This window comes from Leifsonia sp. McL0607, from assembly GCF_049993355.1.
Taxonomy (GTDB): Bacteria; Actinomycetota; Actinomycetes; order Actinomycetales; family Microbacteriaceae; genus Leifsonia.
The window spans coordinates 2,994,625-3,006,944 of the sequence record NZ_CP188253.1 but is presented as its reverse complement, the minus strand read 5'-3'; the positions used below and the strand labels follow the sequence as shown (position 1 = coordinate 3,006,944).

General features: G+C 70.2%; 9 protein-coding genes. All 9 read right to left on the bottom strand.

The window, feature by feature from the left end:
• Nucleotides 1–24 precede the first annotated feature (24 nt).
• A complete protein-coding gene (locus ACPPVW_RS14510) occupies nucleotides 25–1,782 on the bottom strand; it encodes an APC family permease (RefSeq protein ID WP_426623803.1) in 1,758 nt (585 codons plus the stop codon).
• A gap of 87 nt (nucleotides 1,783–1,869) precedes the next feature.
• Nucleotides 1,870–2,814 carry an oxygenase MpaB family protein gene (locus ACPPVW_RS14505; RefSeq protein WP_426623802.1) on the bottom strand — a complete coding sequence of 315 codons (945 nt, stop codon included), beginning with the start codon at nucleotides 2,812–2,814 and terminating at the stop codon, nucleotides 1,870–1,872.
• Complete coding sequence (locus tag ACPPVW_RS14500) at nucleotides 2,811–3,371, bottom strand: YbaK/EbsC family protein (RefSeq protein ID WP_426623801.1); 561 nt, start codon at nucleotides 3,369–3,371, stop codon at nucleotides 2,811–2,813. The genes ACPPVW_RS14505 and ACPPVW_RS14500 overlap by 4 nt, the downstream gene beginning before the upstream one ends.
• A gap of 186 nt (nucleotides 3,372–3,557) precedes the next feature.
• On the bottom strand, nucleotides 3,558–5,072 hold the full coding sequence (gatB, locus tag ACPPVW_RS14495) for an Asp-tRNA(Asn)/Glu-tRNA(Gln) amidotransferase subunit GatB (RefSeq protein WP_426623800.1): 1,515 nt from the start codon (nucleotides 5,070–5,072) through the stop codon (nucleotides 3,558–3,560).
• Nucleotides 5,072–6,619, bottom strand: a complete 1,548-nt coding sequence (gene gatA, locus ACPPVW_RS14490; RefSeq protein ID WP_426623799.1) for an Asp-tRNA(Asn)/Glu-tRNA(Gln) amidotransferase subunit GatA — start codon at nucleotides 6,617–6,619, stop codon at nucleotides 5,072–5,074. Before gatA ends, gatB begins: the two co-directional genes overlap by 1 nt.
• The gene (gene gatC / locus ACPPVW_RS14485) at nucleotides 6,616–6,939 is read right to left on the bottom strand and encodes an Asp-tRNA(Asn)/Glu-tRNA(Gln) amidotransferase subunit GatC (protein ID WP_426623798.1); all 324 of its coding nucleotides are present in this window, start codon (nucleotides 6,937–6,939) and stop codon (nucleotides 6,616–6,618) included. Before gatC ends, gatA begins: the two co-directional genes overlap by 4 nt.
• Before the next feature lie 176 nt (nucleotides 6,940–7,115).
• Nucleotides 7,116–8,501, bottom strand: coding sequence for an alpha/beta hydrolase (locus tag ACPPVW_RS14480; protein WP_426623797.1), 1,386 nt, complete (start codon nucleotides 8,499–8,501; stop codon nucleotides 7,116–7,118).
• Nucleotides 8,502–8,656: 155 nt separating this feature from the next.
• A complete protein-coding gene (ligA, locus tag ACPPVW_RS14475; protein ID WP_426623796.1) occupies nucleotides 8,657–10,930 on the bottom strand; it encodes an NAD-dependent DNA ligase LigA in 2,274 nt (757 codons plus the stop codon).
• Between the two features lie 282 nt (nucleotides 10,931–11,212).
• Nucleotides 11,213–12,313: a tRNA 2-thiouridine(34) synthase MnmA gene (mnmA, locus tag ACPPVW_RS14470; protein ID WP_426623795.1), complete on the bottom strand. Its 1,101-nt coding sequence runs from the start codon at nucleotides 12,311–12,313 to the stop codon at nucleotides 11,213–11,215.
• Between the last annotated feature and the right edge of the window lie 7 nt (nucleotides 12,314–12,320).

The following is a 12,320-nucleotide window of genomic DNA, read 5'->3' as shown; positions in this document are numbered from 1 at the left end:
AGTGGACGGTTCGGCTGCGTTCGCTCACTCGCTCTCCTTCCGCGGAAGGTCGGGATCGGCCGGCGGGACGTCCGCAGGCTCGTCGACGACCTCGAGCGTATCCGCATTGACGGGGGTCTCTCCCTCGGGGAGGTTGGAGAAGTCGGGCGCGATGACGGTCGCGGGCAGGCGCGTGGCCACACCTCCGAACACGGAGTCCGCACCCACGGGCTCCGGAGCGAGCACGATGTCGTCGCTCCGCCGGGGAAGAGTACGGCCCTTGAAGTAATCAGGACGGATCAGACGCCACACGATCATGAGCACGACGCCGATCAGGATGCCGCCGATGCCGACGACGGCCTCTGCGCCGATCCCGAAGATCGTGACATTCTTGCCGTTCTCGTCCGTCAGCCAGTCGGGAGCGGCGAACTGCACCACGCCGTAGACGAACACGGCCACCAGCATCAGGCCGCCGAGCAGGGGGAACAGTCCGCGCATGATCGCGTGCCGGAAGCTTGAGAACAGTGTGCGGCGGTAGTACCAGACACAGGCGAATCCGGTGAGGCCGTAATAGAACGCGATCATGAGGCCGAGAGACCCGATCAATGCCGTCAACAGGGTGACGCTGATGGCTGTGAAGAGAAGATAGAACGCCGCCGAAGCGATCCCCATCCCGATCGTCGACCAGGTGGGCGTGAGGAACTTCGGGTGGATGCGCGCGAACTTCTCCGGGATCGCCTTGTACACGGCCATCGACAGGGTCGTGCGCGCCGTCGGCAGGATCGTGGTCTGGGTCGAAGCCGACGCGGAGGTCAGGATGGAGAAGCCGAGCAACGTCAAGAGGATGGAGCCGACCGGTCCGCTGCCGAACAGCGTCGGCCCGATCGCCGAGAACACATCGGACGAGTTCGCCGGGTTGGCCAGGCCGATGCCCTTGTCGCCGACGCCGGCGAACGCGACGGTCGCGACGGTCACGATCGCGTAGGTGGCCAGCAGCAGCAGCGTGCTGATCACCGCAGCGCGTCCCGGGGTCTTCTCCGGGTTCTTGGTCTCCTCGTTGATCGAGACCGCGGTGTCCCAGCCCCAGTAGATGAAGATCGCGGTCAGCAGTGCCGGTGCGATGGTCTGGCCGAAGTCGAGCGTGAACGGGTTGAACCACGACCACTGCGGGATGAGCGAGTACGGCTCGGCGTTGCCGGTATAGACCTTCACGAGCGCGAACACCGCGAAGAAGATCAGGATGACGACCTCGAAGCCGAGCAGGACGTACTGCACGCGCGCTGACACCTCGATGCCGCGGTAGCAGATCCAGGTCATCACGGCGATCCAGATCAGGCCGGCAATCGTCACGGCGACGTTGTTGGTCGCGAGCGCGGCGACCCCGGGCAGGCCGAAGCCGCCGATGAACGTGAACGAGTAACTGCCTGCGATCTGCGCCAGGTTCGACATCACGATCACGTCGGCGATCACGATCCCCCAGCCGCCCATCCAGCCCGTGATCGGGCCGAAGGCGCGCGCCGCCCAGGTGAAGGTCGTGCCGCAGTCCGGCTCCGCCTTGTTGAGCTCCTGGTATGCGACGGCGATCAGGTACATCGGGATGAAGGCCAGGAGCACGATGCCCGGGGCCTTGACGCCTGCCGCGAGCGTCCCGCCGACGACGATGAAGCCGAGGCTCGCCGCCAGACTGTAGGCAGGCGCCGTGGAGGCCACGCCGACGACGACGCTCGACACCAGGCCGAGCGCACCGCCTTTCAGGCCCTTGTTCCCTGCTTCGTCCGTCGCGGATGGGCTGGTGGATGTCATGGCAACCTCCGGTGACTCGGGTCCGCTCACCGGTGAACGGGCCACCGGAGCAAAGCGTATCTCGACAGCGGCGTTTCGGGACTTCCCTTATCCTTCGGGAGGGCCCAGGCCTTCGCCAGGGCCCGGGCCGTCGAGTCGCGCCAGCCTGCGCCTGGCCGCCAGCTCTGCCTGGGTCTGCGGCCCCAGCAGCACCTGCGCTCCCCTGAGGACGAGGCTCGTCGCGCCATGGACCGGAAGCCTGTCGACCGTCGGCAGGCCGAGCAGCGCGCGGTGCCGCGGCTCGAGCGTGGACACCGCGGCGCGGAACAGCACCCGGAACGACGGGCGCAGCGTCCGCCGCAGCGGTGCGTTCCGGATGAAACGCACGATCTCCTCGACCTCCGGTCCTCCTCGCAGCTCCCCCGCGTCCGTCACCGCGTCGATGCGCGAGCGCAGGCCGGCCGCGGTCCGCGGCGGATCGTCGACGCCCATGAGCTCCGCGGCGGTCGCCCACTCGACCACGTAACCGTCCGCGCCGCCCGGGATCGGCGACCCCCAGCGTTCGTGCGCCGTGAGGAACGCGTCGGTGAACGCCAGGTGCACCCACGCCGCGAGCTCCGGGTCGTTCGCCGCGTACGGGCATGTCACGCCGCGCCCGTCCACGTAGCGTCCGCGCACGCGCTCGTGCAGCGACTTCACCAGCTGGGACCCGGCGATCGCCTGCCCGCGACTGCCGAAGGTGACGGTGTGGATCCACTGGATGGTGCCCGCCAACCGGCCGAGCGGGTCCTCCCGGTAGCGGGAGTGGTCGCGCACGCCGGCCAGCGCGCCGGGATGCAGCGCCTGCAGCAGGAGCGCACGCACGCCCGCGACGAGCGTCGGCATGCCGCCGTGCACCGTCCAGGCCGCCCCTCCCGCGGGGAAGAAGCCCTCGTCCTCGCCCTCCTCGAGACGCAGGACCCAGGCAGGAATCCGATCGGAGCGCCCCGACAGTGTCTCGATCAGGTGTGACCGCACCGGACCGAGGAGGCGCTCGACGGCGGCTGTGGTCATCGCGGAGTCAGCTCGTGCCCGAGTCCGTCGATCACCTGCGCCGAGGGGAGGTCGCCGAGCAGCCTCCCGGGAAGCAGGATCTTCGACCGCCGGACGCCCGAGCCGATGATCACAACGACCCCGTCGGCGACCACGCGGGAGTCCACCAGCAGCGGCCACTCCGCGGGCAGGCCGATGGCGGTGATCCCGCCGTACTCCATGCCGGTGAGCTCCACCGCGCGCTCCATCGGCAGGAACGAGGCCTTGCGGACGTCGAGCAGGCGCTTGACGGTGTTGTTCACGTCGGCGCGCGTGGTCGCGAGCACGACGCACGCCGCGATCCGCTCGACCCCCTCGCGCTTTCCGCCGACGACGACGCAGTTGGCGAGTGTGTCCGCCTCCAGGCCGAACCGCTCCTGTGTCGCAGCGGTGTCGGAGACGTCGGGGTCGATCTCCACGACACCGACGTCGTCGAGCCAGCCAAGCGCTGTGAGCGTCGCGAGCGTGGCCGGCGCGAGCAGATCGGTGCGGGAGGAGGCGCGAGCCGTGGTGAGCCCGCCGAGAGTGAAGACGCCCATGCGCCTACGCTAGCGCGCGTTCCTGCGGCTTACGAGCAGGCTCGATCCCTGCGCTGCGGCGTACGCCGCACGAGCGGCCATGAGCGCCCGAGTCGACCGTGTCGAACGGGACGGGCGCGAGCGCTGCCGCACTGGCGGCGGCGCTCGCGCCCGTCCCGTTGGACAACGATCGTCACTGGTCGATCCTCACTGGGAGGCGCGCTCCAGCACCAGCTCGCGCACGCGAGCGGCGTCGGCCTGACCCTTCATGGCCTTCATCACCGCGCCGATCACGGCGCCGGCCGCCTGGACCTTGCCGTCGCGGATCTTCTCCAGCACGTCGGGCTGGGCGCCCAACGCCTCGTCGATCGCCGCGATCAACGCGCCGTCGTCCGAGACGACCGCGAGCCCGCGGGCGTCCACGACCTCCTGCGGCGCACCTTCACCGGCGATGACACCCTCGAGCACCTGGCGGGCCAGGCGGTCGGTGAGGCTGCCCTCCTCGACCAGGGCGGCGAGTTCGGCGACATGCTGCGGGCTCACGAGAGTGCCCGCCGGCACGCCCTGCGCGTTCGCGAGACGGGCGATCTCGCCGGTCCACCACTTGCGGGCGGCCGCCGGGGTCGCACCGGCGGCGATGGTCGCCTCCAGCTCGTCGAGCAGCTCGGCGTTGTCGACGTCTTGGAACTCCAGTGCCGTGAAGCCCCACTCGGCGGTGAGACGCTTGCGGCGAGCAGCCGGGGCCTCCGGCAGCGTGCCGCGCAGCTCCTCCACCCAGTCACGACTCGGAGCGACCGGCACGAGGTCGGGCTCCGGGAAGTAGCGGTAGTCGTCGGCGTCGGACTTCGGGCGGCCGGCGGAGGTGGTCCCCGTGTCCTCGTGCCAGTGCCGGGTCTCCTGCACGATCGTGCCGCCCGCGTCGAGGATCGCGGCCTGCCGCTGGATCTCATAACGGACCGCACGCTCGACCGAGCGCAGGGAGTTGACGTTCTTCGTCTCGGTGCGCGTGCCCAGCTCGGACGAACCGCGGCGGCGGAGCGACACATTCGCGTCGCAGCGGACGTTGCCCTCCTCCATGCGTGCGTTCGAGACGCCGAGCGTCTTGACCAGGTCGCGGATGGCGCGCACATAGGTGCGGCCGACCTCCGGAGCATCGCCCTCCGCGCCTTCGATCATCTTGGTGACGATCTCGACGAGGGGAACACCGCCGCGGTTGAAGTCGACCAGTGAGTAGTCGGCCCCCTGGATGCGACCGGTCGCGCCGCCGATGTGGGTGAGCTTGCCCGCGTCCTCTTCCATGTGCGCGCGCTCGATCTCGATGCGCAGCTCCCGGCCGTTCTCGAGCTCGATGGTGACCGCGCCGTCGTGGGCGATCGGCTCGTCGTACTGGGAGGTCTGGAAGTTCTTCGCCAGGTCGGGGTAGAAGTAGTTCTTGCGCGCGAACCGGCTCGACTCCGCGATCTCGCAGCCGAGCGCCAGGCCGAGCCGGATGCTCGACTCGATCGCCTTCTCGTTGACCTGCGGGAGGCCGCCAGGCAGACCGAGACAGGTGGGGCAGGTGTTCGTGTTCGCGCCGGAGCCGAACTCGTTGGCGCAGCCGCAGAACATCTTGGTCGCGGTGTTCAGCTCGACGTGCACCTCGAAGCCGAGCACCGGCTCGAACAGTTCGAGCGCTTTGCCATAATCCATCAATTCAGCGTCCATCGACGGGGCCTTGGCCATCAGATCGCTCCCTCTTCGCTCGCGAACATCTCGGTGGCGCTCAGGTCGGGCGCCTGGCTCAGCAGCGGGCCGCCCCACTGCTGCTCCAGCAGCCGCTCGAGCGCGGCGCCGATCGTGTAGAGCCGCGCGTCGGCGCGGGCCGGCGCCATCAGCTGCATGCCGACGGGGAGGCCGTCCTCCGGCGCCAGCCCGATCGGCAGGCCCATGCCGGGCACGCCTGCGAGGTTGGCCGGGATCGTGGTGACGTCGTTGAGGTACATCGCCATCGGGTCCGCCAGCTTCTCGCCGAACCGGAAGGCGGTCGTGGGAGCGCTCGGGCTGACCAGCACGTCCACCTTCTCGAACGCGGCCGAGAAGTCGCGCTGGATGAGGGTGCGGACCTTCTGCGCCGATCCGTAGTAGGCGTCATAGTAGCCCGCGCTCAGCGCGTAGGTGCCGAGGATGATGCGGCGCTTGACCTCGGTGCCGAAGCCGGCGTCGCGGGTCGCGGCCATCACGCGCTCGACCGTGACCGGGCCCTCCTCGGGATTCACCCGCAGGCCGAACCGCACCGAGTCGAAGCGTGCCAGGTTGCTGGAGGCCTCGGCCGGGAGGATGAGGTAGTAGGCCGCGACGGCGTATTCGAAGCTCGGGGCCTCGACCTCGACGACCTCCGCGCCCGCCGCCTGCAGCAGCGCCAGCGCCTCGTCGAAACGCTGCTTGACACCGGCCTGGAAGCCTTCGCCGTTCAGCTCGCGGACGACGCCGACGCGGACGCCGCGCAGCGCGTCGTCACGCAGGCCCGCGCGGGCGGCGTCGGCCATCGACGGCCAGGAGTCGGCCAGCGACGTGGAGTCGAACGGGTCGTGGCCGGCGATCACGTCGTGGAGCAGGCCGGCGTCGAGCACGGAGCGCGACACCGGGCCGACCTGGTCGAGCGAGCTCGCCAGGGCGATCGCGCCGTAGCGGCTGACGCCGCCGTACGTCGGCTTGACGCCGACGGAACCGGTCACGGCCGCGGGCTGGCGGATCGATCCTCCGGTGTCGGAGCCCAGCGCGAACGGCGCCTCGAAAGCGGACACCGCCGCGGCCGAGCCACCGCCCGAGCCTCCCGGGATCCGCTCGAGGTCCCACGGGTTGCGGGTCGGGCCGTAGGCCGAGTGCTCGGTGGAGGAGCCCATCGCGAACTCGTCCATGTTGGTCTTGCCCAGCGGCACGAGGTCGGCCTCGCGCAGCCTGCGCACGACGGTGGCGTCGTACGGCGGGATCCAGCCCTCGAGGATGCGCGACCCGGAGGTCGAGGGCATGTCGTGGGTGGCGAGCACGTCCTTGATCGCGACGGGGACGCCCGCGAGCGCGCCGAGCGGGTCACCCGCCGCCCGGCGGCCGTCGATCTCGGCCGCGGTGCGGATCGCGTTCTCCCCTGCGACGTGCAGGAACGCGTGCACGTCGGCGTCCACCGACTCGATGCGGTCGAGGTGGGCGCGGGTGGCCTCCACGGATGAGACCTCGCCAGCGGTGAGCAGGTCGGCGAGCGCGGAGGCGGAGAGCCTGGTCAGGTCGGTCATTCCCCTACCCCCTCGAACGAACCCGGATCCTCGTCCAGGATGGTGGCGACCGTGAAGCGGTCGCCATCGCGCGCGGGGGCGCCGGAGAGCGCCTGGTCGACGGTCAGCGACGGACGCACCTCGTCGGAGCGGAACACATTGGTGAGCGGAAGCGGATGGCTCGTGGCGGGAACGTCGGGACCGGCGACCTCCTGCACCTTCGCGACCGCCTCGACGATCTGACCGAGTTCGCTGGTGAGGCTCTCGATCTCTTCCGGGCTGAGGTCGATCCTGGCGAGGTTCGCCAGGTGCGCGACCTGTTCTGCGCTGATTTCGGACATGCGTCTCCGTGCTGGTTTCTGGGTGGACGGAACCAATTCTATGGTCAGCCGTACAGACCGCGCCCCAGCCGGTCGACCGCGTCGTTCGCCTCCTTGTCGCTCGACGTCGGAAGTCGCGCTGGTCGCTCTGGTCCTGACCCATCGGCGCATTGTGGCGCGGCGACTGCGGCGTGCGCTCAGCGCGACGACGCGGCTTGCGTCGCCGCCGGCCCGCCGCCGAGGACGAGGTCGCCCCGGTCGATCCCGATCAGCGCGAGATTGCGCATGCACTCCGTGCCAGCGGTGAAGTACTCGTTATGGCCGCTGGACCCGGCGAGTGCGCGGTGCGTGATCGGGTCCACCGCGCCGCCGACCCCCATCCGCTTGGCCCCGTAGGAGGGCGATCCCGGGTCGCTGCCGAAGAACGCACTGTTCACGATCGGGTCCATCGCGGCCTCACCCACGAACACGTTGCCGCCGCGCACGCCCAACGCGTTCACCGATTGGGCGTCCGAGCCCGGCGACCCCATCAGCGCGAGCGCGTCGACCGTCACGGTGCCGCGCTCCAGGGCGAGCAGCGCGGCGGTCGACCCGTACGAGTGAGCGAGGACGCTCAGGTACGGCGGGTTCGACGCCCGCAACGACTGGATGCCGATGAGCGTGCGCTCCAAGCTGTCCGCACCCTGCTGAGCCAGGTCGCGGCCGCCGATGTTCGTCAGGACGGGGGTCTGATAGCCGATCCAGGCGACGACGGCCGCGCCCGGGGTGCGCTTGGTCGTCCCGGTGCCGCCGAGCCGCGTGAGGAAGCCGGTCTGCTGGTCGTACAGATTCTGCGCGACCTCCGACCAGCCCACGATCTGCTCGCCCGCGGCCATGTACATGCCCGGCACGAGAACGCTCACGTAGCGCGCCGTGCGGAGGTCCCCGACGACGATCGCCGCCTTGGCGTCGTCCGACGGGTCGAGCGCGACCAGGGTGCGGGAGACGCCGTCCTTCTTCGCGAGCGCCGTCTTCACGTTTCCGAGCATGGTGAGCTGCCGCTTGAGCACCACCCGGGCGGCCTTCCCCCGCCCGGTGCGCAGCCGAGCCTCGGCCGAGCTGATCGTCCGCTCCAAGTCGAGGCGGTTCGCCTTGCCGCGGATGCCGTAGGGCACACCCTCCAGGTTGCCGACGACGTGTGGCGCGACCTTCACGAGCTCCGATTGGCGGGCGGGGTCGAGCAGCTTCCAGAGCTGGCTGACGTCCGCGGCGGCTGGCGGGTCGACGAGCAGGCGGTCGAGGTCGGCCGTGTGGGCGCTGAGGAAGCCGGGCAGCGCAGCGGGGTCGACGGCCTGGATCGAGCTGAAGACGGCTGCCGCGCTCTCGCGCGGACCAGACGCTCCTCCCGGACCCGAGCTCGTGGGAGCGTCACCGATCGATGCGGAACCGATGGAGCGCTGCCCGATCGAGTCGTGCCCGATCGAGGATGGCGCAGCTGCGGGCGCGCCCGCGGCGTGAGCGCTCTCAGCGGGCATGATGAAGGCCCCGGCCAGTCCTGTGACGACCGAGGTGACGATGGAAGCCGCTGCAAAGCCGACCAGCACTCTGTCCGGGTCCCTCCGAGAGCGAGCGAGCTAAGCCCTTGCATGTGCACCGGGCGAGCGTACATCTCGACCCTAGCGGCACCGGGGCGGTGGAAGGATGATCGTTCTACCCCCGATTCAGACGATAACTTGTCGTATGTGCACAAACCGAACGGCTACTGCGGCAACGCCTCCGGTCCCTTCTCCACAAGGACCGCGAACTGCGCGGCATCGATGACCCGCACGCCGAGCTCCTCGGCCTTCGCCAGCTTCGATCCCGCCCCTGGCCCAGCGGCCACGAAGTCGGTCTTCTTGGAAACGCTCGACGCCGCCTTGCCACCCGCGGCGATGATCGCCTCCTGCGCCCCCTCGCGCGTGAAGCCCTCCAGAGAGCCGGTCGCGACGACGGTCAGGCCGGAGAGGACGCCGCCGGCATCGGTCTGCGCGCCAGGGCCGCCGTGCCCGGGAGTGGCGAACTGCACGCCGTCAGCGGCCCAGCGCTCGACGATCTCGCGGTGCCAGTCGACCTCGAACCACGCGAGCACGGCATCAGCGATGATGCCGCCGACGCCGTCGACCGCGGCGAGCTCGTCGCGGGTGGCGGAACGGATCGCGTCGAGCGAGCCGAAGTGATCCGCCAGCGCACGCGCCGCGACAGGGCCGACGTGCCGGATGTTCAGGGAGACCAGGATGCGCCAGAGCGGCTTGGTGCGCGCCGCGGCCAGGTTGGCGAGCAGTTCGAGCGCGTTCTTCGAGGGGACGAAGAGCTCGTCGCCGCCGAAGTCCGCCGCCTCCGGATCGAACGCACCGTCTTTCTTCTGCCGACGGCGACGGAACGGTGTGTCCACCTTCTCGTCGCCCGCGTCGGTGAGCTTGGGAAGTCCGGTCTCGGAATCGCGGACGACGACCTCGATCGGGAAGAGATCGCGCACGGTGAGGCCGAAGAGACCGGCCTCGGTCGGCAGCGGGGGCGCCGACGGGAAGCGCGGCTGCGTGAGAGCCGCGGCGGCGACCTCCCCCAGCGCCTCGATGTCGAGGGCGCCGCGCGAGCCGATGTGCTCGACACGACCGCGCACCTGAGCCGGGCAGAACTCGGCGTTCGGGCAGCGGAGGTCGATGTCGCCCTCCTTGGCCGGCGCCAGCCTGGTGCCGCACTCCGGGCAGTTCTCCGGCATCACGAACGGCCGCTCGGTGCCGTCGCGCAGTTCGACCACGGGACCGAGCACCTCCGGGATGACGTCGCCGGCCTTGCGGAGCACCACGGTGTCGCCGATGAGCACGCCCTTCGCCTTGACGACGTCCTGGTTGTGCAGCGTCGCCTGACGAACCTCCGAACCGGCCACCCGCACCTTCTCCATGACGGCGAACGGTGTGGCGCGGCCGGTGCGGCCGACGCTGACGACGATATCCAGCAGCTTGGTGTTGACCTGCTCGGGCGGGTACTTGTATGCGATCGCCCAGCGCGGTGCCCGCGAGGTCGCTCCGAGCTCGTCGTGCAGGGCGAGCTCGTCCACCTTGATCACGATGCCGTCGATCTCGTGCTCCACGCTGCCGCGGTGCTCGCCGAAGTGGCGGATGAACTCGTCCACCTCCGGCACGGTGCCGAGCACTCGGTAGTGGGTGGAGGTCGGCAGCCCCCACGACCGCAGCAGCTCGTAGATCTTCGACTGCGCGTCGACCGGGGGGTTGCTCCACGCGCCGATGCCGTGGACGAGCATGTGCAGGCGCCGCAGGCGGTCGCGCATCAACGCCAACTGAGCCGCGTTCTTGCCCTCGGACTTCTGACGGAGCGAGCCGCTGGCCGCGTTGCGCGCGTTCGCGAAGACGCGCTCCCCCGCCTCCTGCTGGTGGGCGTTGAGCTCGTCGAACTCGGCGACGGGGAAGAACACCTCGCCGCGGACCTCCACCACGGGCGGCAACGGCCCCTCGCCCGCGAGGCGCTGCGGGATCGCGGGGATCTGCCGGATGTTCTCGGTCACGTCTTCGCCCACGACGCCGTCGCCGCGAGTCGCCGCCGTGACCAGCACGCCGTTCGCGTAGCGCAGGTTGATCGCGAGGCCGTCGATCTTGAGTTCGCAGAGATAGTCGACCCGCCGGCCGGCGTCGCGCTCGACTTTCGCCGCCCAGGCTTCGAACTCCTCGAGCGAGAAGACGTTGTCGAGGCTGAGCATGCGTTCGGCATGCTGCACGGGGGCGAACAGCGTCGTCTGCGCGCGGCCGCCGACGGTCTGGGTCGGGCTGTCCTGGCTCTGCAGCTCGGGGAACAGCCGTTCGAGCTCCTCGAGCCGCCGCATCATGCGGTCGTACTCCTCGTCGCTCACGAGGACCGTGTCGCGCTCGTAGTACGCGTCGCGCAGCTCGAGGATGCGGGTCGTCAGCTCTTGGGCCTCCGCACGTGCCTGTACCGCGTCTCGTGCAAGGTCGTCATCGCTCGTCGTCTCGATCGCCACCCCGCAAGCATATTCACCGCCGCCGACGCCGGAGCGGCTAACTCCGGAGGCCGCGCCGGACACGCCGCGGCGACGTCCGTAACTCCGGACATCCGGCCGAGAACGTGGCCATTCTCCGGACGAGCGGACATCCGGCCGCGAACGTGACCATTCTCCGGACGAGCGGACATCCCCGGCGCGCGTGCGGGCAACTCCGGAGATCGAGACCCCGATCGAGGCGATCTCCGGGGTTACGGACGTCGCCGCGGCGTGTCGCGCGGGGCCTCCGGAATTGTCAGCCGTTCACGCCGGGACGGCGGAGACAGTGCGGTCGATCGTGGTCTGGCCGAGCACGCGAGTGCCGACGTAGACGACGGCGGTCTGGCCGGGGGCCACGCCGTTCAGCGGCTCGTCCGGCCGTACCACCAGCTCGCCGTCGCGGACCTGCGCCACGGCGGGGACCGGGTCGGCATGGGCTCGGATCTGCACCTCGCACGCGAACGGCGCCTCGAGCTCCGCAGGCGGGAGGCCGGCCCAGGTGAAGCGCGACCCGGCGATCTCGGCGATGTCGAGGGCCTCCTTGGGGCCCACGACGACCGTGTTGTCCTTCGGCCGCACCTCGAGCACGAACCGCGGGCGGCCGTCCGGCGACGGGTAGCCGATGTTGAGCCCCTTGCGCTGCCCCACGGTGTACGCGTGCGCGCCCTCGTGCGAGCCGAGGCGGTTGCCCTCGCGGTCGAGGATGACGCCCTCCGCGGCGCCCACGTGCTCGGCGAGCCAGCCCCGGGTGTCGCCGTCGGGGATGAAGCAGATGTCGTGGGAGTCCGGCTTGTTCGCCACACTCAAACCGCGTGCGGCCGCTTCGGCACGCACCTCGGCCTTCGAGGGCGTCGCGCCCAGCGGGAACATCGCATGCGCGAGCTGCTCGCTCGTGAGCACGCCGAGCACGTACGACTGGTCTTTCGCCCAGGCGCTCGCGCGGTGCAGCTCCCGGTTGCCGTCGGCGTCCGTGACGATGCTCGCGTAGTGGCCCGTGCAGACGGCGTCGAAGCCGAGGTCGAGCGCCTTCTCGAGCAGCGCGGCGAACTTGATGCGCTCGTTGCACCGCATGCACGGGTTGGGCGTGCGTCCCGCGGAGTACTCGGCGATGAAGTCGTCGACCACGTCGAGCTTGAACCGCTCGGAGAAGTCCCACACGTAGTACGGGATGCCGATGATGTCGGCCGCGCGCTGCGCGTCCATGGAGTCCTCGATGGTGCAGCAGCCGCGGCTGCCCGTGCGCAGGGTTCCGGGCATCCGGCTCAACGCAAGGTGCACGCCGACGACCTCGTGCCCGGCCTCGACGGCGCGCGCCGCCGCCACGGCGGAATCGACGCCACCGCTCATCGCTGCCAGAACTCGCACCAGGCGA